We start from the raw sequence: 23,701 nt of genomic DNA on the forward strand, positions 1-23,701 counted from the left end.
ATAAATGGGCATAATACACAAGATATGCAGCGGGGGGATCTCATATCACCATGTTTGGCTGTTCAATTGCGGAATGCGGACGGGAATGGTTGTCCGGTATACGGTTTGTTCTCTGATTCCCCTCTTATTGCGGGTGTTCCTTGAAAACTCGGGTGCGGGCGGACTGTGGCAGGTCATATAGTAAAAGGATCCGCCTGTAATCTTACCGCTGGCGGATGGTGTTTTTCATTGGTGTTTTTTTCTTCACCGCTTTTTCAGTATTTAAGAAGCGCCTCACATCGTCAATGTGCAAACCCATGATTCTAGCCTCTTGAATTAACAATTGCCAATCTTGATCTATATCTTTCATTACATGAGTTTTCATAAGAACCTCCAATTGAAAAATTGATTTGCCCAGCTACAGCAGCCAATGTATAACAAATATCACACATAGTTGGCCGGTAATCCCAAATTGAAGATGAATTCACCTACCTATTCCCTAAGAAAATGACTGAAATAACCAAAATCCTTCAAGAATTCTTACATATAATAATAAACAAATAAATACTGACTGGATAGTATGCAAATAAAAATAAACCATATGACCTATTAACATTTACCCTCAAAACGTCGATTAGCATATTCTTTTTGCATAAAAAATACCGCAAAAGAATGATTCGGTGTAAGATAAAGTGAATGATCAAACAGCTGGGGTAAAAAATGAAAAAAAACAAATTTCAAATTAAGAGAGAAGAAACATTTGAAAGTTTTATTGACGCAGGCCTTCATCTCCTGATTGAAAGAGCTTACGATTCAGTCTCAATCGATGACATCAGTAAAGCGGCGGGTTTCAGCAAAGGGGCGTTTTACGTTCATTTTGAAAGCAAGGAAGATTTTCTGAAGCATTTGTTAGAGAGGCGTCAGATTAAAAAAAGGATCATCACTGGCTATCTCGACGAATTAGAAAAGCAAACAGAGCGGCCGTTGACGCTTTGTGAAGCCGCGGCCAGCGCGGCCAGCCTGTTGATGCGGTTTGTAAACAGCAAGCCTGCCTGGAATGTTGTGTCTTTTGCCGTTCATATGCCTACTTACAAAGTCGTCAGTGAATATGAAGCTTATATCCGCCTGTATAAGTTATGGATAGAAGAAAGCACCATGTACATAAATTGGCTCAAATCGAGAAATTTAATAGAAGACCATATAGATACCGAGCATACCGCTAACATGATGTGCGCGCTCATCGACGGGATGATTAAGCAATCTAATGTGCTGGGAAGGCCGGTTACTTTCCGCAGCATGTTTGACGCGCTCTATGTTTTTGTCAGCGGCAGAAAATCAGGGTAACGTTCTTCTTGATTTGACAAAAGGTTTAGAAAAGTCTTTCAGAAAGCGAGGAACTGCCATGCGCTACAGAGAAATTATGATGTATATCATTATGGGGATATTCACGACCATCGTGAATATCGTCAGTTTTTACATTCTGACGTCGGCATTTGAGATGGATTACAAGGCGGCGACTGTCGCCGCTTGGATTCTGTCCGTTCTATTTGCTTATGTTACGAATAAACGGTATGTCTTTCAGCAAAAGACCGCGGGGATGCGGAGTCTGATGAAAGAATTAACGGCCTTTTTCAGCGTGCGGGTACTGTCTCTCGCCATCGATCTCGCCATGATGATTCTTCTGGTCAGTCAATTTCATATGAACGAAACATTGGCGAAAATCGCCGATAACGTCATTATTGTAGTCGTCAACTATGCGGCCAGCAAGTGGATTGTCTTCAGAAAAGCGAAAGAAGAGGGCGTGTCATAACCGTTTCTTTCCGCGTCCCGGGGGGAAAGTGTAATGGTGGAAGGGGATGCGTTTGAAGCGCAAAATAAAGAAAGCGTTTGCTGATGTATTCGGGGAATCCGAGGACCTGCGCGTTTTCTTTGCGCCCGGCAGAGTGAATCTCATCGGAGAGCTAACGGGGGCCGCTATGAGGAGAAGACAGGGAGAAACTGACTTTTACACGGCGGATATCGGAGCCGGAGCAAGAGAACTAAAGGGGGATGACGATGGCAATTGAGCGGCACGTGGAACGTTTAATCCGGTACGGATTGCAAAAAGAGCTGATTTCATTTCTTGATATTGAATATACAAGAAACCGTTTATATGAAACTTTGCATATTACCCATCCGGAGGCTTCAGAACAGAAAGAAAATGAATCGTCGGCATCATTGCCGGACATATTGGCCCCGATTTATGAATGGGCGGCAGAAACGGGCCGGATTGCAGCCGATACAGACACCTATCGCGACCTGCTGAGCGCGAAGATCATGGGCTGCTTTGCCCCGCAGCCGTCCGAGATTGTCCGTCGTTTTGAAGAAACAAAGGCGGTGCACGGGCCGGAGCAGGCGACAAAGGCGTTTTACCGATTTTCAGAGGATGTGTATTATATCCGTTCGGACAGAATACAGCGGAATGTCGGATGGACGGCTGAGACGGCTTACGGAAAGCTGGACATCACGATCAACCTTTCAAAACCGGAAAAAGATCCGAAAGCAATTGCCGCTGCCAAAGAGCAGCCTCAATCCGATTATCCGGGATGTGTTCTTTGTAAAGAAAATGTCGGGTACGAGGGGAGACCGGATCACCCGGCGCGTCAAAACCTTCGTGTCATTCCGGTCATTCTCGGCGATGAGCAGTGGTTTCTGCAATTTTCTCCGTATGTGTATTACCGGGAGCATTGCATCGTTTTGAAAGACCGGCACGAACCGATGAAGATCAGCAAAAAAACGTTTGACCGGCTGCTGTCGTTCGTCAGCCAGTATCCTCATTATTTTCTCGGTTCCAATGCTGATCTGCCGATTGTCGGCGGCAGTATTTTAAGCCACGACCATTTTCAGGGGGGCCATTATGAATTCCCGATGGCGCGGGCGGAGACAGAAAGCCGGTACAGGCTGCCTGACTATCCGAAAACGGTGCTGGGAATTGTGAAGTGGCCGATGTCGGTCATCCGCCTGCAGAGCGAGAGCGCGTCTGAGCTTTCCGGCGCGGCGGATGCCATCCTGCGGGCATGGCGCGGTTATTCCGATGAGGCGGCTGATCTCCTCGCCTGTTCAGGAGAAACACCGCACAATACAATTACGCCGATTGCCCGGCGGAGAAACGGTTTATTCGAATTAGATCTCGTCCTCAGAAATAACCGCACCTCTGATGATCATCCGCTGGGAATTTTTCATCCCCATCAGGAAGTTCATCACCTGAAAAAAGAAAATATCGGACTGATTGAGGTAATGGGGCTTGCGATTCTGCCGGGCCGCCTTGAACAAGAAATGAAATACACGGCTGAAGCGCTGTGCTCACCGGACCCGGAGGCGGTCTTAACGGCAGACCCTTCTGCGGCAAAGCATAAAGATTGGGCGCTCAGTGTGCTGCATAAGCGGAAGGTAACGAAAGAAAATGCGGAACAGATTCTGAAAGAGGAAATCGGCCATGCCTTTGCGCGGATACTGGAGCATGCCGGCGTCTTTAAACAGACAGAAGAAGGCAGAGCGGCTTTCCGGCGGTTTATCCGCCATTTGGGCGCTCTACCGGAAAAAAGCCCCATCCCATAAGGGACGAGGCTTTTTTTTATCCTCTGCTTCTGGCGATCAGGCTGAATAAGAATACCACGATCGCAGCTCCGATGATTGCCGGAATGATGGCAAAGCCGGCAAGGTGAGGACCCCATGTGCCGAGCAGTCCGTGCCCGATCCATGCGCCGATCAGACCGGCGATCATTGACCCGATGATCCCCCCGGGCATACTGCCTTTTACAAATAAACTTCCGATCCAGCCGATAATAATAGCGACAATCAGAGATACGATAAAACCCATAAATATCACTTCCTATTTTTTATTATTTATGCCTATATGTTTCCTTCGTTTTGTCCATATTAAACATATGAATGCGTTTTTTATAATGAACATATCAAGGCGCGTTCCGGTCTTTTTTTTCACAATGCGTTGCGTTAAAATGGAAACCGTGTGAAAAGGTGTGAGCAAAGGAAAAAATATTTCTTTTGTAGAATGTTTAACAAAATGAAACTTTTTGTTGACCAGCGATTTTTATTATGGTAAACCTTTATTTGGTATTATTCGTTCTCGCTATCTTTTTTCTCTATATATGCTAAATGATCTAAAACTTTTTATGTTTGATTTACGCAAGTGGAAAAAGTTCATGCATTTTTTGACGATTTTGTGACATTAGGTCGAAAAAAAGATGAACTTTAGAAAAAAATAAAGCTAATAAGGGCAGATTTTGATAGCATAACAAGGTAGATAGAGAAAAGATTTTGAGAAAGTACATTTCAGATTCACTACATCAATAGGAAGGATGGTGATCTTCTTGTTCAGAGCATTTAAACCGTTACTTTTATTAGCGATGTTGGCTGTTGTTTTCGTACTGGGCGGATGCAGCGACATTTCCGTTTTAGATCCGAAAGGACCTGTAGCAGACCAGCAGAAAGATCTGATTCTCTTGTCAATCGGATTTATGCTGTTCATTGTCGGCGTCGTATTCGTACTATTTACAATTATTTTAGTGAAATACCGCGACCGCAAAGGCAAAGACAGCGGAAATTACAAGCCCGAGATGCACGGCAACACGTTCTTAGAAGTAGTCTGGACAGTGATCCCAATTTTAATTGTTATTGCACTTTCTGTGCCTACCGTACAGACGATATATTCGTTAGAAAAAGCGCCTGAAGCGACAAAGGATAAAGAGCCTCTTGTTGTTTATGCTACTTCGGTAGACTGGAAATGGGTATTCAGCTACCCTGAGCAGGATATTGAGACGGTTAACTACCTGAACATTCCTGTAGACCGTCCGGTTTTATTTAAAATTTCTTCAGCAGATTCAATGGCATCGCTATGGATTCCTCAGCTTGGGGGACAAAAATACGCGATGGCGGGAATGCTGATGGATCAATACTTACAGGCTGACAAAGTGGGAACATATGAAGGCCGCAACGCGAACTTCACCGGCGAACACTTTGCCGACCAGAAATTCAACGTAAAAGCTGTTACGCAAAAAGACTTTAACAGCTGGGTGAAAAAAGCCCAAAGCGATTCTCCAAAGCTGACGAAAGAGAAGTATGACGAACTGATGCTTCCGGAGAATGTCGGAAAATTAACGTTCTCTTCTACACACTTAAAATACGTTGACCACGGCCAAGATGCCGAATATGCGATGGAGGCGCGCAAACGCCTTGGCTACAAAGCCGTATCACCGCACTCTAAAACAGACCCGTGGGAAGATGTAAAGAAAAACGAATTTAAAGTATCCGACGATAAACAAGATTGAAATTGAACAAGAAAGGAGGAAGCCCGAATGAAATTGAGATGGGATGAATTTTTTGTAACAGGTGACCCATTAATTCTGGGCGCACAAGTTTCCATTGCGCTTTCCACTATCGCTATCATCGTTGTACTCACATACTTCAAAAAGTGGAAATGGCTCTGGTCTGAATGGCTGACGTCTGTAGACCATAAGAAACTTGGAATCATGTACATTATCTCTGCTGTTATCATGCTGTTCCGCGGCGGGGTCGACGGCTTGATGATGCGCGCCCAGTTAGCGCTTCCTAATAACAGTTTTTTAGACTCAAACCACTATAATGAGATCTTTACGACTCACGGTACGATCATGATTATCTTCATGGCGATGCCGTTTTTAATCGGTCTGATCAACGTTGTCGTACCTTTGCAGATCGGTGCGCGCGACGTAGCATTCCCTTACTTGAACAACCTGAGTTTCTGGACGTTCTTCGTAGGTGCGATGCTTTTCAATATTTCTTTCGTTATCGGAGGTTCTCCGAACGCAGGCTGGACGAGTTACATGCCGCTGGCAAGCAACGACATGAGTCCCGGGCCTGGTGAGAACTTCTACCTGCTCGGTCTTCAGATTGCCGGTATCGGTACGCTGATGACGGGTATCAACTTTATGGTGACGATCCTGAAAATGCGTACGAAAGGCATGACGCTGATGCGTATGCCGATGTTCACATGGACGACGCTGATTACAATGGTTATTATCGTATTCGCCTTCCCTGTTTTGACAGTGGCATTGGCGCTGTTATCATTTGACCGTTTGTTCGGCGCTCACTTTTTCACGCTGGAAGCCGGCGGTATGCCGATGCTTTGGGCTAACTTGTTCTGGATTTGGGGACACCCTGAAGTATATATCGTTATCTTACCGGCATTCGGTATTTTCTCTGAAATTATTTCAGCGTTTGCAAGAAAGCAGTTATTCGGTTACAAAGCGATGGTCGGCTCAATTATCGCCATTTCCGTCCTGAGTTTCCTTGTATGGACCCACCACTTCTTCACAATGGGGAACAGTGCGTCCGTTAACTCTTTCTTCTCGATTACAACGATGGCGATTTCGGTTCCGACCGGGGTTAAAATCTTTAACTGGCTCTTTACGATGTATAAAGGCCGGATCAGTTTTACAACACCGATGCTGTGGGCGCTTGCGTTCATCCCGAACTTCGTTGTCGGCGGGGTAACAGGGGTTATGCTTGCGATGGCTGCAGCGGATTATCAATACCATAATACGTACTTCCTCGTATCTCACTTCCACTATGTGCTGATCGCGGGTACGGTATTTGCATGTTTCGCAGGATTTATTTTCTGGTATCCGAAAATGTTCGGCCACAAGCTGAACGAAAGAATCGGAAAATGGTTCTTCTGGATCTTTATGATCGGATTTAATGTATGTTTCTTCCCTCAATACTTCTTGGGGCTGCAAGGTATGCCTCGCCGTATTTACACTTACGGACCGAATGACGGATGGACTGCATTGAACTTTATTTCAACTGTCGGAGCCTTCATGATGGGTGTCGGATTCTTAATCCTTTGCTACAACATCTACTACAGCTTCCGCTACTCTACTCGCGAGATCAGCGGAGATTCATGGGGCGTGGGACGTACGCTTGAGTGGGCGACTTCATCTGCGATTCCGCCGCATTACAACTTTGCGGTGCTTCCAGAAGTGAAATCTCAAGATGCGTACCTGCAATTGAAAGAAGACAAAACGGATATTCATCCGGAAAGCAAGTTCAAGAAAATCCATATGCCGCACAACTCCGGAAGACCGCTTATTATGTCAGTGGCGTTCGGTATTGCAGGCTTCGGGCTTGTATTTGAATGGTTCTGGATGGGCATTGTCGGCTTGATCGGCATTCTGCTTTGCATGGTGCTTCGTTCATTTGAATATGACAATGGCTACTATATACCTGTTGAAGAAATAAAAGAGACGGAAAGAAAGATTTCCGAATAAAGGAGGCGTGATTTATGGAACATGCAGAACACGGCAATTCTAACGCGCCTATGGAATATCAATCTGAAACCGGCAGACTCAATATTCTCGGGTTTTGGATCTTTTTAGGGGCAGAGATTGTGTTGTTCTCAACACTATTTGCAACCTTCTTCGTTCTTCAAAGAAGAACAGCAGGAGGAGTCTTACCGGCTGAATTATTTGAAGTGAAGCTTGTCATGATCATGACATTCCTGCTTCTGATCAGCAGTTTCACCTGCGGGATCGCTGTTCATGAAATGCGTCGCGGAAGTTTAAAAGGCGTCGTCATTTGGACGATCATTACGCTTCTTCTCGGTGCGGGCTTCGTCGGATGTGAGCTTAACGAGTTCATCCACTATGTACATGAAGGAGCATCTCTCGGTACAAGTGCTTTCTGGTCTGGATTCTTCGTCCTTCTGGGAACGCACGGAACGCACGTAACGATCGGTATCTTCTGGATTGCCGGCATCTTACTGCAATTGAAGAAACGCGGATTAACGCCGCAGACGTCTTCAAAAATCTTTATCTCAAGTTTATACTGGCACTTCTTAGACGTTGTTTGGATCTTCATCTTTACAGGCGTCTATCTCATCGGATTGGGGGGACTATAATATGGCAAACAAATCTGCTGAACACAGCCACTTTCCGTGGAAGCATATCGTAGGTTTTGCGTTGTCTATTATTCTGACCCTGCTGGCCCTTTGGGTTGCAGTATATACGGAATTAAGCCCATCAGCAAAACTGTGGATCATTTTCGGATTCGCATTTATCCAAGCCGGTCTTCAGCTTCTCATGTTCATGCACATGACAGAAAGCGAAAACGGCGGGATTCAAGTCGGAAACACGCTCTTCGGATTTTTCGGAGCGATTGTTATCATCCTTGGTTCCATCTGGATCTTTGCGGCGCACTACCATCACGGTGACCATATGGATGGAAACCCTCCTGGCGGTGCGAAGCAACATTCCGAACATCAGGAATAAAAAGAAACCCTCTTCGTTCAGGCGAAGAGGGTTTTTTGTGCCTTTATTGGCTTCTTCTCCGGCGCAGGCGCGGAAGGCCGTAAATGATAAAGGCGGCGATATGGGCAACGATGACGTTGACGGCAAACAGGATGATCATGAGTGTGTGGCCGAGAGGGGACAGGCTGCTGGTTGCGTAAAAGTAGAAGAAAACCCACATGAGAATAATTGGCGGTATGGCCGAAAGAGCGACTTTTTTGTTATCCAGCCAGATAAAGAGGGGTGTTGCGCTTGCGACCAGTAAATAAGCAAAAAACATGTCCATCTTACATGTCTCCTTTCATTTTATGGGAGCGTTTCCAAAATGAAATACAGAGAATAAAATGTGTCTGTTTTGTGGTCGTTTTTTGAACATTTTGTTACAATTATTATACCATGTTTTCCAATTTTTGATACCGCTTTTTCGAGAAATGTATTGCAACTATTGCCTCATTTTTGGATAGGTACAAGAAACCGGAAAGGTCAAATACCCTGTCACATTTCCGGACAAGGGAATGGCACAGGCTGTGAACCTTTGCTATGTTCAAAGAAAACATGCACAGCAAGGGTGGTTTTGAAGTGGACATAACAAAAGACGATGTCACAGCGCCGGACGTCATTGCGCTTTTGCAGGAGCATCTGAAGAGCATGACCATGCATTCTCCCCCGGAAAGTATACACGCGCTCAATGCGGACCGGCTGCGTCAGCCTGACGTTACGTTTTGGAGTGCGAGGGAAAACGGCGTCCTGCTCGGCTGCGGCGCCTTAATGGAGCTAAACAGCCGGCACGGTGAGATCAAATCAATGAAAACGGCTCCGCATCATGTCAGAAAAGGCGCAGCCAACCGGATCCTCCGCCATATGCTTGAAGAAGCAAGGCGGCGGGGCTATCAGCGGATCAGCTTAGAAACCGGTTCTATGGAGGCTTTTCTCCCCGCCAGACGCCTGTATGAAAAAGCCGGGTTTCAATATTGTGATCCGTTTGCACATTATAAAGAGGACCCGAACAGCTTGTTTATGACGTTAAACATAGACTGAAACCCCTTTTCTGACGAGAAGGGGTTTTTTATCGGAAAAGTTTCATCATGACCGAAACATTTCCTTTTCTGACACGTCATATGTCGTGTAGTCCCCAAACCATAAAAAATAAAAAGGAAGCAACCTCATCATGTTTTCTTGAACGGTGTTCATGTATAATAAACAATAGTGACTTCCGATGAAAATGTAAGGCGGGATAGAATGAGTCGATATAAGAAACAGCAAAATCCCTATTATCAGGGGGATTTGATTTTTATATTTGGTGTGTTTTTAATAATTAGTGTTGCGGCGATTTATGCGGCCGGACAGTTCGGGCAGTACGGAAGTGATGCCTGGATGAGACAGATCGTCTTTTATGTCATCGGAGCCGGTCTCATGGTCAGTATCATGTACTTTGATTTAGAGCAGCTTGAAAAACTGAGTCTGTACGTATTAATTGCCGGCGTGCTGTCACTGCTCCTTCTGCGTGTGGCGCCGGAATCCATCGCACCGATCAAAAACGGAGCGAAGAGCTGGTTTAAAATCGGCAGCTTCACTCTTCAACCATCTGAGTTTACGAAAATAGGAATCATGATGATGGTCGCGTCCATTATATCGAAGGCGGGCCCGAAGGATCAAAGATCACTTCGGGAAGATGTGAATCTGCTTTTGAAAATTGCGGCATGGACGGTTATTCCGATCGGGATGATCGTTTTGCAGGATGCCGGAACGGGTGCGATCTGTCTGTTTATCGTTATGGTGATGGTGTTTATGTCAGGTGTAAACTGGAAGCTGATCACCATTATCGGCGGTTCGGCCGCGCTTGTGCTTGGCCTATTCTTAGTGCTGGTAATTGAATTTCCCCATGTGGCGAATTCGATCGGTATTGCGGATTATCAAATTAACCGGATTACATCGTGGATGTCTGACTCCAGTGCGGCAACGACTCAGGCCGAGAGCGATAAAAGCTGGCAGGTGGATCAGGCCGTTATGGCGATCGGATCGGGCGGCATTACCGGAAACGGCGTTCATAATCTGAAGGTGTACGTACCTGAGGGACAGACCGACTTTATCTTTGCGATTTTGGGTGAAAGTTTTGGGTTTTTAGGCTGCGCCATTGCGGTTGTCATGTTTTTCTTTTTAATTTACAGGCTTGTGGTGCTGATTGACCGCTTGCATGCGTTTAACCGATTTGGTGCGTTTTTTTGCGTAGGATTTACTGCACTTATCGTGATTCACACCTTCCAGAACATCGGGATGAATATCGGCATTATGCCGGTTACCGGTATTCCGCTGCTGTTTGTCAGCTATGGGGGGAGCTCGGTGCTTTCTACATTAATCAGCTTCGGGATCGTATATAACGCAAGTGTGCAGCTGACGAAATATAAAAGCTACTTGTTCAATTCTTAATGTGAGACGGCTCGTTTTTCGGGCTGTCTTTTTTTGTTTAGAGCATTTCGCTTTTGGCATGATACTCTTTCGGATATGATATATAGAGAAGGAGGCTTTATATATGAACAATACCATCGAAACCATACTTAATCATCGGTCGATCCGATCATTTACTGACGAGCTTCTGACAGCAGAAGAGATAGATACATTAGTGAAAAGCGCCCAGGCGGCGTCAACGTCCAGTTACGTGCAGGCTTACTCCATCATCGGCGTAACCGATAAGGAGAAAAAGCGGAAGCTGGCGGCACTGGCCGGAAACCAGCCTTACGTCGAAAATAACGGGCACTTGTTTGTGTTTTGCGCTGATTTGTACCGCCATAAAAAACTTGCTGAGGAAAAAGGAGAAAACATTACCGAGCTTCTTGAGAATACGGAAATGTTTATGGTCAGCATCATTGATGCCGCACTTGCCGCACAAAACGTAAGTGTTGCCGCGGAATCAATGGGACTCGGCATTTGTTATATCGGAGGCATTCGAAATGAACTTGATCAGGTGACAGAAGTGCTTGGTACACCTGACCATGTGCTGCCGCTGTTCGGCTTGGTAGTCGGTCATCCCGCTCATCCGTCCGGTCAAAAGCCGCGCCTGCCGAAACAAGCCGTATATCATGAAAACACGTACGATACGAATGAAGAAAACTTCCGCAGTTATATGAAGGAATATGATGAAACCATTTCCGATTATTATGATAAACGGACAAACGGCAAGCGGGTTGAAACGTGGTCTGATCAAATCCTGCAGTTCATGAAACAAAAACCGAGAACCTATTTAAATCAATATGTAAAAGATAAAGGTTTTCAAAAGAATTAAGAAAAAACCTCTCCTGACCGGGAGAGGTTTTTTTATGTTTCACGTGTAACATATTTCGACAAAATGGAACAAGGTATATAAATGTTTATCATCAGGGATGCTGATAAGCATACAGAAAGAAAAAACGGCTTAGCAGTGGTACGATGTTGATGAGGTGACAGTGATGATTTCATTAAGTATATTGGATCAATCTCCTGTATCAGAAGGGTGTTCTGCGGAAAGTGCACTGCGGAATACAGTAAGATTGGCGCAGGAGGCGGAAAAGCTCGGATATAAGAGGTTTTGGGTGTCAGAGCATCATTTTTCAGAGCGGTTGGCGGGCTCAAGCCCTGAAGTGCTGATCAGCCATATTGCGGCGAAAACGAATGACATTCGGGTAGGATCAGGAGGTGTGATGCTTCCGCATTACAGCGCATATAAAGTGGCGGAGAATTTCCGCGTGCTCGAAGGGTTGACGCCGGGCAGAATCGATCTCGGATTAGGGAGAGCGCCGGGCGGAATGCCGATCGCATCATGGGCGCTGAATGACGGCGGGAAGCGTAATGCTGATCAATATCCGCAGCAGCTTCGTGAGCTGGCGATGTATTTGCATGATGCAGCTGATGACAATCACCGTTTTCCGAATCTGACCGCATCACCCCTTATTAAGACGGCGCCGGAAGTCTGGCTTCTCGGTTCTTCGGGGGAAAGCGCGTTTCTGAGCGCAGAAATGGGAGCAGGCTATATGTTTGCCCATTTTATTAATGGAGAAGGCGGAGAAAGCACGACAGCACAATATAAGCGCAGATTTAAACCTTCTGCATTAGGTAAAGAACCAAAAACAGCCGTGGCGGTGTTTGTGCTGTGCGCGGACACGGAAGAGAAAGCGGAGGAACTCGCGGCCGTCATGGATTATACGCTGCTTGCGGGTGAACAGGGGATTCCGCTTCACGGCGTACCGTCTTACGAAACCGTCCGCGGCAATACGTATACACCGTATGAACAAAGACGAATTGCCGATAATCGGAATCGGATGATCATCGGAACGAAGCAGCAAGTGAAGGAACAGATTCTGGCTCTCAGTAAAGCATACGCAACAGAAGAAGTAATGGCTGTGACCATTACTCATCATTTTGAAGATAAACTTCAGTCATATCGCCTGCTTCGAGAAGCTTTTGCCGATTAATCAGAAAGAAACCCTGCTGATGCTCCAGCAGGGTTGTTCGGTTATTCAATGATAAAAGGTTTTTCAGTCAGCACCTGGCTTGATTTCCCTTTGTTCGCGGCATAGGCCAGCATATAATATTCTCCTGCCGGCAGTGCGGTGTCACCATTGACTTTGCCGTTCCAGTCGAAATATTGATAGCCTTTATCCTGCTTTTTGTAGATGCCGGCTTGGCCGACAAAGTCAAGATTACTGTCATATACAAGGAAGGCAAGCTCTTCGGCTCCAGCCGGAAGATAGGTTTCAATTTGGTAGGTTCCCTGCGTTGTGCCCTCCTGTACGTCGATTGACGTTACGCGCGGATAGTCCGGCTCTTTTACAATCAGCAGCGTCGGCACTTTTGCGACTGTTTTTCCGCCTTCACGCACTGTGACGGTTCCCTCATAGGTGCCTGCCTTTACTTTTTTGGCATTGACCTTTACTTTCGCATTGACCTTTCCGGTTTGATGAGCGGGGATCACGACCCGGTCTGTGCCCGAAACGGTAATGCCCGTGCCGTTGAAAGAGTACTCGAGCTGATATGATTTTCTGATGGACGATTGGTTTTCAATCGTAAAGGTTTCTTTTTTCGTTTCATTGCCTTTGTCTTTCATAAACGTTCCGTAAGAATAACTTCCCGGGGCGACAAGGGAGTCTGCTTTGATCGCCTTCATGATTCTGATGCTTCCGGCGCCTTGCGCATTATGCGGGTATACGTCACCGTCCGCGTCCGTTAAGGTTTCCGCCGTGTTCATGAGAGCGGCTTTTATTTGTTCCGGGCTCCATTTCGGTTTGGCCTGCTTGATGACGGCAGCTGCGCCGGCTACATGCGGGGAAGCCATGCTCGTTCCCTGCTTCGATCCGTAGCCGTACGGGTCGGCCGGATCATGGGTCGGAATGGTGCTGACGATGTTTACGCCGGGAGCGGAGACGTCAGGTTTAATCATCCACGTGTCCATAACCGGACCGCGTGACGAAAAGTCTGCCATTTGTTCAGTGAGCGATTTAGCCACGGATAAATGGAATGTCGCTTTTGTGCCGCCCGCTTTTAATTGGCTGACGAGTTTTTCGCCGTCTTCTGATGAAAGCTTAACCGTCGGCACGGACATGCCCGGTACGTTGGCTTCAATTTCTCCCGGGGCATTGTTATACACAACCATACCGATCGCGCCCGCTTTTTTGGCGTTGTCTGCTTTATCCACAAAGGCGATGCTGCCCCGTTTGACGACCGCGACTTTTCCTTTCAGATCTTTGCCTTCAAAATCCTTTTGCTCGCCGATACCCGCCTCTATGAGCTCTGTTTCTTTTTTATTCAGTGCTTTTATGTCATCTTCTTTGTTGTACCCCATTACTTTCGCTGAGGAATAGGAACCGAAGGAGACGGCGTACTCGTTCAGCGGCAGCTGTGTCGCTCCGACGGAGATAGCTTCTCTGGACGTTCCCGGAGAGCCGACGGTCCAATTGTTCGGCCCGCTGTTTCCGTTTGATGTAACGGCCGTGACGCCTTCTGACATCGCCCAGTCAAGCGCCGTGCTTGTCGCCCAGTCTGGGTTATTCACAGAATTGCCGAGAGAAAGGTTCATGACATCCGCTCCGTCCTGTACGGCGCGTTCAATACCGGCGATGACGTTCTCCGTTGTTCCGCTTCCGCCCGGACCGAGCACACGGTAGGCAAGGAGTGTAGCATCCGGCGCTACGCCTTTAATCGTTCCGTTTGCCGCTACCGTGCCCGCGACGTGAGTTCCGTGGTCAGTCGACGCGCCTCTCGGATCACCGGACGGCGTTTCTTCAGGATCGTAATCGTTATCCACAAAATCGTATCCTTTATATTGTCCGAAATTTTTCTTTAAGTCAGGGTGTTTATATTCGACACCGGTGTCAATAATGGCCACCTTGACGCCTTTCCCCGTATAGCCGAGCTTCCACGCGTCATTTGCCCCTATATAAGGCGCGCTGTCATCCATCTGCGGAGACACGGCATCCTTAGATAGGGTGATGTCTTTATCTTTCAGCTGATCGGTATGATAGGTGACGTTCGGATAAACCGCTTTGACATCCTGATCACTCAGCAGTTTCGGAATTTCATTTGCCGGGAGTTTCATGGAGAAGCCGGAAAACACTTGCTCATATTCCCTGTTGATTTTTCCGTGTTTAATGGTTTTGAGCGCTTTCTTTTTCACTTTTGAGCGTTCGCTTTTCAGCTTGCTTTTTGTCTGTGCTTTGCCGAGTTCCTTTGCTTCCGCCAGTGACTTTTCCTTCAGCTCGACGATGACTGTCGTTTGTTTGCCGGTGGTCATATCAATGTCACCAAATACCTCAGCCTTCTCAAGATCAGGAGTTTGCGGTTTTGTTGCCGGCGCAGCCTGTGAACTTGTGGATAAGGTAAAGGATAAGACAAAAGCCGGAAGCAGATAACGGATGATTCCTTTTTTCAATCGTGTTTCCCCCTTTTTCTTTATCTAAATTAGAAATCTAGTATATATTTCTTGAAAATTCAAAATAATCCTTGTGACATATGACTCATTTATGGAAATTGGTCTGTGAATAAGGAGGGAGTTATACACAAAATCCTGTGCATAACTGAATAAAATTGTGTATATATATTGTTGGGAACGAGTGTTCCTATACAAAATATAGATCGAGTTTGTGGATATGTGGATATACCCTGTGTTTAAGCTGTGCTTAACCAAGGGATAAGGTGTGTATAACTTTTTTTATCGGCTTTTCCATTTTTCAGGTCATTTCCATCAGCTTTCAACAAAACTTCTGAAAACTAGTTTGTTTTTTCACTCATATTGTGACAAACAATTCGCCCTGCCGCGTCTATCATAGAGTCATAGGGTTGCTAGACCCGCTAGTTTTTAGCGGAGAAGGATCGGCCGCCTTTTCCGTTAAAGCGGAGAGAAAAACAGGCCTGCGAACAAGCTGTCTGTCAAAAAGAAGCGGAGGGATGATTTGCAATGAAACGTTTGCTAGTATCTTTACGGGTGTGGATGGTCTTTCTGATGAACTGGATGGCGCCGGGTAACGGAAGATATCCATTAGCCGCCGTGTACGGAAACCAAGCGGCTTATCATAAGAAAGCGAAGCGGACGGCTGGTGCTTTTTCGTTTGTGAGCCGAGTCCGATCGGCGGATTTGACCGATGAAACGAAATCGGCCCGCGGCAGGCTGGATAAAAACCGATGGATGCCTGTCCGCAAAGAATTGCCGAAACGGGAGCGCGCGGGTCCGGCACCTTTACATCATATGAAAAAGAGGGTACAATCCCACTAAACATATGAACGGGAGCGAACCTCTTGAGAATAGACAAAGTATTAAATAACAATGCGGCGTTAATAAAAGAAGACGGACGGGAAAAGATCGTAATGGGTCCCGGAATCGCTTTTCAAAAGAGAAAAAATGATGTGATTCAAAAACATAAAATTGAAAAAATATTTGTCGTGCACGACGAAAATGAAAAGTTCAAACAAGTGTTAGAAACGCTTCCCGAAGAGCATATAGAGGCGGCTGAAGATATCATCAGCCATGCGGAGGGAGAGCTTGCGGCGCCTTTGAACGATCACATCCACATTGCGCTGGCGGACCATTTATCCTTTGCGATCGAAAGGATTCAAAACGGCCTTCAGGTGCACAACCGATTGCTTCATGAAATTAAGGCGCTTTATAAAAAAGAATATGAAATCGGCCGCTGGGCGGTTGAACACGTGAAACAAACCCTCGGTATATCATTGCCTGATGATGAGGCGGGGTATATCGCGCTTCATATCCACACTGCCAAGGCGGATGCCAAAAGCATGTATTCGGCGATGAAGCATACAACCATGATCAGAGAAATGATCGAAAAGATCGAATCCTTTTTCGAACAGAAGGTGGATGAAGACAGTATTTCCTATCAGCGCCTCGTCACGCACTTGCGGTATGCGGTCAGCCGGTTGGACTCAAATGAAGCACTCCATTCCATGGACGAGGAGATGCTTTATTTCATCCAAAAAAAGTATCCGTTTGCTTATCGGTGTGCGCTTGAACTGGCGGCGTTTTTAAAAAATGAATATGATTTGGAACTGCCGGAATCCGAGGCCGGCTATATTACGCTGCATGTCCAGCGTCTGCAAAAAAACCCGGAATAACGCGTCTGTTTCGAGAAACAGACTTTTTTTTGAAAACATATTGACGAAAGCGCTATCATGAAATAAAATGAAAGCGCATTAAAAAACTGAATCGGCGGGATTGTGACTGGTAATGCAGGCAAGACCTAAAATTTGCGTACATGAAAAAGGGATCATGCTGACCTTTTTCGTTGGCGAATTTTAGGTCTTTTTTGATTTTAGAAAGGGGGATACATCATGAATTATCAAGAAACGGCAAAACAGCTTATCAAACATATCGGAGGGAAATCAAATATCATCAGCGCGACACATTGCGCCACACGGCTCAGGCTCGTCATTCAAGATGAACAGAAGATCAGCCAGGCCGATATTGAAGAGACAGAAGGAGTAAAAGGGGCTTTCAGCAGCTCGGGGCAATATCAGATTATATTCGGTACCGGCCTTGTGAATAAAGTGTATGACGCTTTTTCAAAAGAAGCCGATTTGGGGCGCGAGGATCGTGAGACACATCAGGACGCGGCGAAAAAAAAGCTGAATCCGGCCGCAAGATTTGCGAAAACACTGTCTAACATATTCGTTCCCATCATTCCGGCTATCGTGGCAAGCGGACTTTTAATGGGGCTGCTCGGTATGATGAAGGCTTTCCACTGGGTGTCTGAACAATCATCGCTGTTTAAGCTTTTAGACATGTTTTCAAGCGCGGCGTTTATCTTCCTGCCCGTATTCATCGGGTTCAGTGCGGCTAAGGAATTCGGAGGTAATGCCTATCTCGGTGCCGTGCTCGGGGGGATTATGATCCATCCGGCGCTTTTGAATCCGTGGGGGCTTGCGGATGCATCGCCTGATTTTATGCAGCTCTTCGGCTTCGACATTGCGCTGCTCGGCTACCAAGGGACGGTCATCCCCGTACTGTTAGCCGTTTACATTATGAGCAAAGTGGAAAAGGGCACGAGAAAAATGGTGCCTCACGCATTCGACTTATTGGTCACGCCGTTTGTCACGGTGATCGTCACAGGATTTATTACCTTTATCGCAATCGGTCCGCTTGGCAGGGCGATCGGATCAGGCATTACCGTCTCGCTGACATATGTGTATGATCACGCGGGCATTGTTGCCGGACTGCTTTTCGGCGGTCTTTATCCGCTTATTGTGCTCACCGGTGTGCATCACAGCTTTCATGCGATTGAGGCCGGCCTCATCGCTGATTTGGGCAGAAACTATATCCTTCCTATCTGGTCGATGGCGAATGTCGCTCAGGGCGCGGCGGGACTGGCTGTATTTTTCCTGACCAAAAAAGCAAAAATGAAAGAAATCGCTCTGCCTGCCGCATTTTCCGCTTTTCTCGGCGTAACCGAACCAGTTATTTTCGGTGTGAACCTAAGGTACCGGAAGCCGTTTATCGCGGGAATGATCGGCGGAGCGCTGGGAGGGGCCTATGTCGTGGTGACCGGCGTCGCCGCCAATGCTTACGGTCTGACCGGAATTCCGATGATTGCCATCACGGCTCCGCTCGGTTTAGGAAATCTTATAAACTATCTGATCGGAATGGGCATCGCCTCTGTCTCGGCGTTTGTTGCCGCTTACATTATGGGAGCTAAAGAAAAGGAGGCCGTCAAATGAGGACACCGGATCAAGAGCTGCGCCTGCAGGCTGAGGATGCGAAAAAGAAGCGGCAAGAAACAGCCGCGTCAGATCCATACCGCCAGAACTATCATGTTATGCCGCCGGTCGGGCTTTTAAATGATCCGAACGGCGTCATCCAATGGAACGGCGTATATCACTTGTTTTTTCAATGGCAGCCATTTCATACGGGGCACGGCGCGAAATTTTGGGCGCATGTGACGACGAAAGATTTCGTTGAGTGGAAAGAGGAAGAAATCGCGCTTGCGCCGGGTGAGTGGTATGACAAAAACGGCTGTTATTCCGGAAGCGCCATCGAAAAAGACGGGCGGCTCTGCCTGATGTACACAGGCAATGTCCGTGACGGAGAAGGAAATCGGGAAACGTATCAATGCCTCGCCGTATCCGAAGACGGGATCGCATTTGAAAAAAAAGGAATCGTCGCGCGTCTCCCAAAAGGCTATACCGCTCATTTCCGTGATCCGAAGGTTTGGAAGAAAGACGGAGCGTATTACATGGTGCTCGGCGCGCAGACAGAAAAGCTCACCGGAAGCGCTGTATTGTTCACATCAGAGAACCTGACGGATTGGACGTTTCTCGGTTCGATTGCGGGGGCGGACTCGGGCGGTCTCGGGTCATTCGGCTATATGTGGGAATGTCCCGACCTGTTTTCCCTTGACGGAACCGACGTGCTGCTCGTATGTCCGCAGGGGCTTGAAGCCGACGGGATAAAATATCATAACAGCCACCAGGCGGGCTATTTCCTCGGCAGGCTGCATACAGAGCCGCCAGAATTTAAGCACGGTGAATTTACGGAGCTTGACAGAGGATTTGATTTTTATGCGGCGCAGACGCTGGAAGATGATAAGGGACGGAGGATTCTGTTCGCGTGGATGGGCGTTCCGGATCAGCATGAGGACAAGCATCCGACACATGCGTATCACTGGATTCACTGCTTAACGATGCCGAGACAGCTGTCACTGTCCAACGGCAGAATCATACAGCGCCCGCTTCCGGAAATGAAATCGCGCCGCACGGATGAACAAAAGCGCCGTCTTCAATTGAATTGCTCGTCTGTAAGCCTCCCGGTGAAAGATGCGTCCCGGGCTGAAGTGCTGCTGGAAGACATTACTTGCGAATCCGGTTTTGAAATCTCAATTCGGGGCGCGGCCCGGTTTATATTTCATCAGGAAGAGGGGCTGGCTGTGCTGGAGCGCACCGCTTTCAGCGGAGAAGAAAAAGAAAAGAGAAGCTGCGCCATCAGCGAGCTGCATTCCGTCCAGCTCTTTCTGGATGCATCCTCCATCGAATTATTTTTGAATGATGGAGAAGAGGTATTCAGCGCCAGATATTTTCCTTTCCCGGGAAATGATGACGTAACCGTCACTTCGGTTGGAAAAACGGAAATAAATGCCTCAATTTGGACACTTTTGTAGAAAATCGTTCTTTTTTCTTATGTGAAACCTATGCCATCTGTGCTATTCTTCAAACGAAAGCCTATGATTCCAGGAATAAAAGGAGTTGTTTTCTCAGTTTTGAAAAATCAGAAGATGACGCCGAAATGTTTACTTGTCAAAGCCGCAGAGCAAGTGGAAGATAAACGGGAAGAATATAAAGAAGTATTGCTTCAGCTGAATCGCATGCTCAAGAGGGCTGAGCCGCACAATGAATGGAGTGATCGGCTGAGGCATACATATGAACAGATGAAGGAATATGCGCTGTTTGTGCAATCGATTGAGATGTTTTTGCGGTCATCCGCGAAAAAAATGAAATAATCCCCCTCGATCATGAGGGGGATATTTATTTTATTTTCCGCTAAGACGCATCGCCGAATGTTTAGTCGGTCCGATGTATTGGTTCAGCGGGAAGGATTCTTTGATTGCCGCAGTGATAAATTCTTTTGCCGCATAGATGGCTTCCTTCACTTCAGCGCCTTTGGCCAGTTCTGCCGTCACGGCGGCGGAGAATGTGCATCCGGCTCCGTGCGTGTAAGGTGTATCAATCATTTCGCTTTCTAATACTTCCGCGGTTTCTCCGTCATACAGCACGTCGATCGCTTTTTCATGTTTCAATTTGCCGCCGCCTGTAATCAATACATATTTCGCGCCGAGTTCGTGAATTTTCTTGGCCGCTTCTTTCATGTCTTCCACCGTTTTTAATTCATCCATACCGCTCAGCTGGCTTGCTTCAAACAGGTTTGGCGTGATGACGGTTGCCAGCGGCGCCAATTGGGTGCGAAGCGCTTCGGCATGCTCCGGATACAGCACTTCGTTCGCTCCTTTGCAGACCATGACAGGATCAATAACGACATTCTTCAGCTGTTTTTCTTTAATCGTTTTCGCCGCAAGCTCGATGATCTCCACGGTAGGGAGCATTCCCGTTTTCATGGCGTCTACGCCGATTCCGTCAACAATCGTCGCCAGCTGTGCGCGAATCGTATCGGCATCAATCGGAAATACTTGATGATCCCAGCTGTTCTCCGGGTCCATCGCTACGATCACGGTCAAAGCCGTCATTCCGTATACGTTTTTTTCTTGAAATGTTTTTAAATCGGCCTGAATTCCCGCGCCGCCGCTGGAATCAGAACCGGCAATAGTAAGTGCTTTGTGCATTGACATATCAATGGCCTCCATCAGTGTTTTATATCTCATTATAGTTAGATTTTCTCCCGATCACAATACGGAAGGCTTGGAGGAATGATTTGACAGCCGCGGGGGATGTGCGTACAATACCTACATAAGAATACTAGGTAAGGGTGAGAAAATAAATGCTCAACAGGGAGCTTGTAAAGGGCAGCACGGTCATTCTGGTGCTGACGCTGCTGAATGAACGGCCCATGTACGGGTATGAACTTGTGAAAGAAATGGAGAAAAGAAGCGGGAATGAACTGCAAATGAAGGAAGGCACGCTGTACCCATCGCTTCATAAGCTTGAACGCCAAAGCTATATTTCTTCTTACTGGGAAAAGCAGACCAAAGGGCCCGACCGAAAATATTACCGGATCACCGATGAAGGAAAAAACATTCTAGCCGAACGGACGAAGGAATGGAATCTGTTCTCCGCTCTGATGGACCGGATGCTGAAGCGGGGCGGGCAGAATGGATAAAGACCTTTATGTGCACGAAATCAGAAAAGGGCTGGAAGGCAAGGCCGGAAGCCGTGAATTATTAAAGGAAATCGAAAGCCATATTCATCATGCCATTTGTGTTCATCTGGAAAAAGGCAAAACCGAAAGCGAAGCGATGGAGCTTATTCTGCGGGAAGTGGGGACTCCGTCTGAAATTATCTCTGCTTTTCAAAAAGCTTCGGCGGTGCCCGCGCGGACTTTTATGCTCTTTTATCTGTTCTGCAACTGCGCTCTTTTTGTGATGGGGGCGATGATTACGATGATGCACGCGTGGAGGATTCACCCCGCAGTTGACGCGCTGTGGAAAGGGATTTCCGTGTCAGTATGGCTGATTATGATCGGTTATGTGCTGTATTGGTTCCAAATCGGCTATCAAGCTGGCAAAGAGTTCGGGGCTGGCGGCAAAAAGCTTGCAGAGCGGACGGTATGGGCTTCAATGGTGCCGAATCTATGTTTTATGTTTGTCTTTTTGTTCAATCTGGTTCCGGCTGGGCTGTTTCCTTCGGCGGTCACACCGAGTTTTGCGGCAGTATGCGCCGTTGTGACGGTATGTTTTCCGTTTTGCGGCAAAATGGGTTTTTACGCAGGCAGGCAGAGACTTGCCTGATCTTTTTTACTATATACATAGAGTATCTATATAGGAGTGTTTATATGAGATTAGGTTCGTGGATGTACGGCGCGTGCGCCCAAATAGCCGTTACCGTATTTACCGTCTGCGGCTTGGTTCTTGCATTGCCCGTTGTGAGTCTTTTTATTATGGTTCTGAATGGGATGCAAGACGCTACTTTTGTTGTTTTCAGTATTTTGCTTCTTCTATTGTTTTATGCGCTGGGATGGATTTGGGCTGTTTCGTTTGCGCGTGAGTGGAAGGTGAAACTTTTCGAGCTGCAGGTCAGCTCGCTCATTCCGCTGGCGGGTATATTATACTTGTACATTGACAGCGGGGTGAGTATACCGGAACTGATTCATGATTGGCATGAGGATGGATGTGCGCTTGTCCCGCCGGCTTTTGTCTGCTTGTGCACATGCTATGCGATGGTGTTGGTGCCTGTTTATCAATCAAAACTGTGGAATGCCATGGAGGCGGGCAGACTTAATGCCAAGGCGGTATGCACTGTTTGGGGAGACCTTCTGATCATTCTGGTTTTGCTGGCGGGGATGACGTGGATTTGTTTCTGAATGGGCCGAAATCAAAAATCCCCCCTGATCTCTCCGCCGCTTTATGTTTTAATAGAACATGAGAAAAAGCAGAAGGAGCGGGTCATGAATATATCAATTGTCATAGTCACGTATAATCGGATTCCGGCTTTGTGTGAGCTGCTGGAGTCGATTTCCAGGCAGACCATAAAGCCTTATGAAGTGATCATCGTAAATGATGCCGGGGAATCGGTCGAACAAGCGAAGCAGCTGTACAGCGATCTGCCGATTCAGATTATTGATTTAGAACAGAATGCCGGACATGTGGAAGCGCGGAACGCAGGTGTGAAAAAAGCGTCGGGTGATTATATCATGCTGTGCGATGATGATGATTTCATTACGCCGGGCCATTTGGAAAGAATGACGGCTGCACTTGCTGATGCGGATTTTGTCCATTCTGACGCGGAAATTGTGTCATTTGAAGAACGGGGCGGCACGAGATACCCGGTGTCACGAAAGCCGTTCGCCTATACGGCGGATTTTGCGGATATGCGGGTATTTTCCACGTACGTTCCGTCAGGCAGCATGTACAGACGTTCTCTGCATGACACGTTAGGGTATTTTGATCCGGATGTCCATAATTATTGGGACTGGGACTTTTATTTGCGCGCCGCGAAACAGCACCGTGTGAAGCGTGTTCCTTGCGCGAGCGTCATATATGCGTTTTTTGAGGGAGGCGGCAATCAGTCCGCGGATCTCGGCGGCAAACGGAAGCGGTACTTAGACCGGTTAAGCGAAAAGCACGGGCTTGGGGAGCTCCCGACGAAAAACTTCGCGGTTCTTCTAGAAGAGCCGGACATGAAGAGGCGGGAGGCGCCGACTGACATTGTGTGGGACGGAAAGCCCGTCCATTCAAGACTGCACAGTTCATAAGGGGGACGGACAG

At 47.1% G+C, this 23,701-nt stretch carries 25 protein-coding genes and 1 pseudogene; 21 read left to right on the top strand and 5 right to left on the bottom strand.

What is annotated here, in order from left to right; translation table 11 throughout:
* Nucleotides 1-202: 202 nt before the first annotated feature.
* A complete protein-coding gene (locus C5I45_RS01355) occupies nucleotides 203-364 on the bottom strand; it encodes an anti-repressor SinI family protein (protein WP_003150917.1) in 162 nt (53 codons plus the stop codon).
* A gap of 335 nt (nucleotides 365-699) precedes the next feature.
* Between C5I45_RS01355 and C5I45_RS01360 the strand changes: the two genes are divergently transcribed.
* From C5I45_RS01360 to galT, 4 genes and pseudogenes are all read left to right on the top strand, one after another.
* A complete protein-coding gene (locus C5I45_RS01360) occupies nucleotides 700-1,323 on the top strand; it encodes a TetR/AcrR family transcriptional regulator (protein ID WP_003150919.1) in 624 nt (207 codons plus the stop codon).
* A 79-nt stretch (nucleotides 1,324-1,402) separates the two neighbouring features.
* Nucleotides 1,403-1,789, top strand: a complete 387-nt coding sequence (locus C5I45_RS01365) for a GtrA family protein (RefSeq protein WP_032857211.1) — start codon at nucleotides 1,403-1,405, stop codon at nucleotides 1,787-1,789.
* Nucleotides 1,790-1,835: 46 nt separating this feature from the next.
* A pseudogene (locus C5I45_RS19830) lies at nucleotides 1,836-1,946 on the top strand (galactokinase family protein); the annotation flags it as partial.
* An 88-nt stretch (nucleotides 1,947-2,034) separates the two neighbouring features.
* Nucleotides 2,035-3,576 carry a UDP-glucose--hexose-1-phosphate uridylyltransferase gene (galT, locus tag C5I45_RS01375; RefSeq protein WP_003150925.1) on the top strand — a complete coding sequence of 514 codons (1,542 nt, stop codon included), beginning with the start codon at nucleotides 2,035-2,037 and terminating at the stop codon, nucleotides 3,574-3,576.
* A 16-nt stretch (nucleotides 3,577-3,592) separates the two neighbouring features.
* Here galT and C5I45_RS01380 read toward each other — a convergent pair whose 3' ends face one another.
* Entirely contained in the window at nucleotides 3,593-3,838 is a 246-nt protein-coding gene (locus C5I45_RS01380; protein WP_003150926.1) for a GlsB/YeaQ/YmgE family stress response membrane protein, read from the bottom strand.
* 502 nt (nucleotides 3,839-4,340) lie between these two features.
* On the opposite strand from C5I45_RS01380, the gene qoxA reads away from it, so the two are divergent.
* From qoxA to qoxD, 4 genes are read left to right on the top strand one after another with little or no spacing between them, the layout of a single operon-like run.
* Nucleotides 4,341-5,306 carry a cytochrome aa3 quinol oxidase subunit II gene (qoxA, locus tag C5I45_RS01385; protein ID WP_014306059.1) on the top strand — a complete coding sequence of 322 codons (966 nt, stop codon included), beginning with the start codon at nucleotides 4,341-4,343 and terminating at the stop codon, nucleotides 5,304-5,306.
* A gap of 27 nt (nucleotides 5,307-5,333) precedes the next feature.
* A complete protein-coding gene (gene qoxB / locus C5I45_RS01390) occupies nucleotides 5,334-7,283 on the top strand; it encodes a cytochrome aa3 quinol oxidase subunit I (protein ID WP_012118743.1) in 1,950 nt (649 codons plus the stop codon).
* A gap of 14 nt (nucleotides 7,284-7,297) precedes the next feature.
* Nucleotides 7,298-7,912 (top strand): cytochrome aa3 quinol oxidase subunit III, encoded by a 615-nt coding sequence (gene qoxC, locus C5I45_RS01395; RefSeq protein WP_003150930.1) that lies wholly within the window; start codon nucleotides 7,298-7,300, stop codon nucleotides 7,910-7,912.
* A gap of 1 nt (nucleotide 7,913) precedes the next feature.
* Complete coding sequence (gene qoxD, locus C5I45_RS01400; RefSeq protein ID WP_014419185.1) at nucleotides 7,914-8,282, top strand: cytochrome aa3 quinol oxidase subunit IV; 369 nt, start codon at nucleotides 7,914-7,916, stop codon at nucleotides 8,280-8,282.
* 43 nt (nucleotides 8,283-8,325) lie between these two features.
* Here the strand turns inward: qoxD and ywcE are convergent, their stop codons facing one another.
* On the bottom strand, nucleotides 8,326-8,586 hold the full coding sequence (ywcE, locus tag C5I45_RS01405; RefSeq protein ID WP_003150937.1) for a spore morphogenesis/germination protein YwcE: 261 nt from the start codon (nucleotides 8,584-8,586) through the stop codon (nucleotides 8,326-8,328).
* Between the two features lie 293 nt (nucleotides 8,587-8,879).
* Here ywcE and C5I45_RS01410 point away from each other — a divergent pair, with 293 nt between their 5' ends.
* From C5I45_RS01410 to C5I45_RS01425, 4 genes are all read left to right on the top strand, one after another.
* Nucleotides 8,880-9,338, top strand: a complete 459-nt coding sequence (locus C5I45_RS01410) for a GNAT family N-acetyltransferase (protein ID WP_024085944.1) — start codon at nucleotides 8,880-8,882, stop codon at nucleotides 9,336-9,338.
* A 201-nt stretch (nucleotides 9,339-9,539) separates the two neighbouring features.
* The gene (locus tag C5I45_RS01415) at nucleotides 9,540-10,727 is read left to right on the top strand and encodes an FtsW/RodA/SpoVE family cell cycle protein (protein WP_007614568.1); all 1,188 of its coding nucleotides are present in this window, start codon (nucleotides 9,540-9,542) and stop codon (nucleotides 10,725-10,727) included.
* Nucleotides 10,728-10,830: 103 nt separating this feature from the next.
* Nucleotides 10,831-11,580 (top strand): oxygen-insensitive NADPH nitroreductase, encoded by a 750-nt coding sequence (gene nfsA, locus C5I45_RS01420; protein ID WP_003150944.1) that lies wholly within the window; start codon nucleotides 10,831-10,833, stop codon nucleotides 11,578-11,580.
* Nucleotides 11,581-11,743: 163 nt separating this feature from the next.
* Complete coding sequence (locus tag C5I45_RS01425) at nucleotides 11,744-12,745, top strand: LLM class flavin-dependent oxidoreductase (RefSeq protein ID WP_107994185.1); 1,002 nt, start codon at nucleotides 11,744-11,746, stop codon at nucleotides 12,743-12,745.
* A gap of 41 nt (nucleotides 12,746-12,786) precedes the next feature.
* On the opposite strand, the gene C5I45_RS01430 is transcribed toward C5I45_RS01425, so the two are convergent.
* Nucleotides 12,787-15,198, bottom strand: coding sequence for a S8 family peptidase (locus C5I45_RS01430; protein WP_025853637.1), 2,412 nt, complete (start codon nucleotides 15,196-15,198; stop codon nucleotides 12,787-12,789).
* Between the two features lie 525 nt (nucleotides 15,199-15,723).
* Here C5I45_RS01430 and C5I45_RS01435 point away from each other — a divergent pair.
* The 5 genes from C5I45_RS01435 (at nucleotide 15,724) to C5I45_RS01455 (ending at nucleotide 20,266) form a co-directional block, all read left to right on the top strand.
* A complete protein-coding gene (locus C5I45_RS01435) occupies nucleotides 15,724-16,038 on the top strand; it encodes a hypothetical protein (protein ID WP_003150952.1) in 315 nt (104 codons plus the stop codon).
* Between the two features lie 23 nt (nucleotides 16,039-16,061).
* Nucleotides 16,062-16,892, top strand: a complete 831-nt coding sequence (locus C5I45_RS01440) for a PRD domain-containing protein (RefSeq protein WP_024085942.1) — start codon at nucleotides 16,062-16,064, stop codon at nucleotides 16,890-16,892.
* Nucleotides 16,893-17,108: 216 nt separating this feature from the next.
* Nucleotides 17,109-18,491, top strand: a complete 1,383-nt coding sequence (locus C5I45_RS01445; RefSeq protein ID WP_015387533.1) for a sucrose-specific PTS transporter subunit IIBC — start codon at nucleotides 17,109-17,111, stop codon at nucleotides 18,489-18,491.
* On the top strand, nucleotides 18,488-19,927 hold the full coding sequence (locus tag C5I45_RS01450; protein ID WP_107994186.1) for a sucrose-6-phosphate hydrolase: 1,440 nt from the start codon (nucleotides 18,488-18,490) through the stop codon (nucleotides 19,925-19,927). Before C5I45_RS01445 ends, C5I45_RS01450 begins: the two co-directional genes overlap by 4 nt.
* Nucleotides 19,928-19,990: 63 nt before the next feature.
* Entirely contained in the window at nucleotides 19,991-20,266 is a 276-nt protein-coding gene (locus C5I45_RS01455; RefSeq protein WP_046341456.1) for an LOG family protein, read from the top strand.
* Nucleotides 20,267-20,296: 30 nt separating this feature from the next.
* On the opposite strand, the gene C5I45_RS01460 is transcribed toward C5I45_RS01455, so the two are convergent.
* The gene (locus C5I45_RS01460) at nucleotides 20,297-21,109 is read right to left on the bottom strand and encodes a bifunctional hydroxymethylpyrimidine kinase/phosphomethylpyrimidine kinase (protein ID WP_003150959.1); all 813 of its coding nucleotides are present in this window, start codon (nucleotides 21,107-21,109) and stop codon (nucleotides 20,297-20,299) included.
* A 149-nt stretch (nucleotides 21,110-21,258) separates the two neighbouring features.
* On the opposite strand from C5I45_RS01460, the gene C5I45_RS01465 reads away from it, so the two are divergent.
* The 4 genes from C5I45_RS01465 to C5I45_RS01480 all read left to right on the top strand — a co-directional run bounded on the left by C5I45_RS01465 (nucleotide 21,259) and on the right by C5I45_RS01480 (nucleotide 23,688).
* A complete protein-coding gene (locus tag C5I45_RS01465) occupies nucleotides 21,259-21,597 on the top strand; it encodes a PadR family transcriptional regulator (protein ID WP_003150960.1) in 339 nt (112 codons plus the stop codon).
* Complete coding sequence (locus C5I45_RS01470; RefSeq protein WP_024085940.1) at nucleotides 21,590-22,225, top strand: permease prefix domain 1-containing protein; 636 nt, start codon at nucleotides 21,590-21,592, stop codon at nucleotides 22,223-22,225. The genes C5I45_RS01465 and C5I45_RS01470 overlap by 8 nt, the downstream gene beginning before the upstream one ends.
* A 44-nt stretch (nucleotides 22,226-22,269) precedes the next feature.
* On the top strand, nucleotides 22,270-22,797 hold the full coding sequence (locus C5I45_RS01475; protein WP_003150962.1) for a hypothetical protein: 528 nt from the start codon (nucleotides 22,270-22,272) through the stop codon (nucleotides 22,795-22,797).
* A gap of 84 nt (nucleotides 22,798-22,881) precedes the next feature.
* A complete protein-coding gene (locus C5I45_RS01480; RefSeq protein ID WP_025853634.1) occupies nucleotides 22,882-23,688 on the top strand; it encodes a glycosyltransferase family 2 protein in 807 nt (268 codons plus the stop codon).
* Nucleotides 23,689-23,701 lie beyond the last annotated feature (13 nt).

The organism is Bacillus sp. ZY-1-1 (genome assembly GCF_003047165.1).
Classification (GTDB): domain Bacteria; phylum Bacillota; class Bacilli; order Bacillales; family Bacillaceae; genus Bacillus; species Bacillus velezensis.

Bases quoted from the DNA above. Each gene is read 5' to 3' on its own strand.
- C5I45_RS01380 (WP_003150926.1), bottom strand. From the start codon at position 3,838: ATGGGTTTTATCGTATCTCTGATTGTCGCTATTATTATCGGCTGGATC.
- qoxB (WP_012118743.1), top strand. From the start codon at position 5,334: ATGAAATTGAGATGGGATGAATTTTTTGTAACAGGTGACCCATTAATT.
- C5I45_RS01470 (WP_024085940.1), top strand. From the start codon at position 21,590: ATGGATAAAGACCTTTATGTGCACGAAATCAGAAAAGGGCTGGAAGGC.
- C5I45_RS01460 (WP_003150959.1), bottom strand. From the start codon at position 21,109: ATGTCAATGCACAAAGCACTTACTATTGCCGGTTCTGATTCCAGCGGC.
- qoxD (WP_014419185.1), top strand. From the start codon at position 7,914: ATGGCAAACAAATCTGCTGAACACAGCCACTTTCCGTGGAAGCATATC.
- galT (WP_003150925.1), top strand. From the start codon at position 2,035: ATGGCAATTGAGCGGCACGTGGAACGTTTAATCCGGTACGGATTGCAA.
- C5I45_RS01475 (WP_003150962.1), top strand. From the start codon at position 22,270: ATGAGATTAGGTTCGTGGATGTACGGCGCGTGCGCCCAAATAGCCGTT.
- C5I45_RS01425 (WP_107994185.1), top strand. From the start codon at position 11,744: ATGATTTCATTAAGTATATTGGATCAATCTCCTGTATCAGAAGGGTGT.
- C5I45_RS01480 (WP_025853634.1), top strand. From the start codon at position 22,882: ATGAATATATCAATTGTCATAGTCACGTATAATCGGATTCCGGCTTTG.
- C5I45_RS01455 (WP_046341456.1), top strand. From the start codon at position 19,991: ATGATTCCAGGAATAAAAGGAGTTGTTTTCTCAGTTTTGAAAAATCAG.
- C5I45_RS01365 (WP_032857211.1), top strand. From the start codon at position 1,403: ATGTATATCATTATGGGGATATTCACGACCATCGTGAATATCGTCAGT.
- C5I45_RS01445 (WP_015387533.1), top strand. From the start codon at position 17,109: ATGAATTATCAAGAAACGGCAAAACAGCTTATCAAACATATCGGAGGG.
- C5I45_RS01465 (WP_003150960.1), top strand. From the start codon at position 21,259: ATGCTCAACAGGGAGCTTGTAAAGGGCAGCACGGTCATTCTGGTGCTG.
- C5I45_RS01450 (WP_107994186.1), top strand. From the start codon at position 18,488: ATGAGGACACCGGATCAAGAGCTGCGCCTGCAGGCTGAGGATGCGAAA.
- ywcE (WP_003150937.1), bottom strand. From the start codon at position 8,586: ATGGACATGTTTTTTGCTTATTTACTGGTCGCAAGCGCAACACCCCTC.
- nfsA (WP_003150944.1), top strand. From the start codon at position 10,831: ATGAACAATACCATCGAAACCATACTTAATCATCGGTCGATCCGATCA.
- qoxC (WP_003150930.1), top strand. From the start codon at position 7,298: ATGGAACATGCAGAACACGGCAATTCTAACGCGCCTATGGAATATCAA.
- C5I45_RS01415 (WP_007614568.1), top strand. From the start codon at position 9,540: ATGAGTCGATATAAGAAACAGCAAAATCCCTATTATCAGGGGGATTTG.
- C5I45_RS01435 (WP_003150952.1), top strand. From the start codon at position 15,724: ATGAAACGTTTGCTAGTATCTTTACGGGTGTGGATGGTCTTTCTGATG.
- C5I45_RS01360 (WP_003150919.1), top strand. From the start codon at position 700: ATGAAAAAAAACAAATTTCAAATTAAGAGAGAAGAAACATTTGAAAGT.
- C5I45_RS01355 (WP_003150917.1), bottom strand. From the start codon at position 364: ATGAAAACTCATGTAATGAAAGATATAGATCAAGATTGGCAATTGTTA.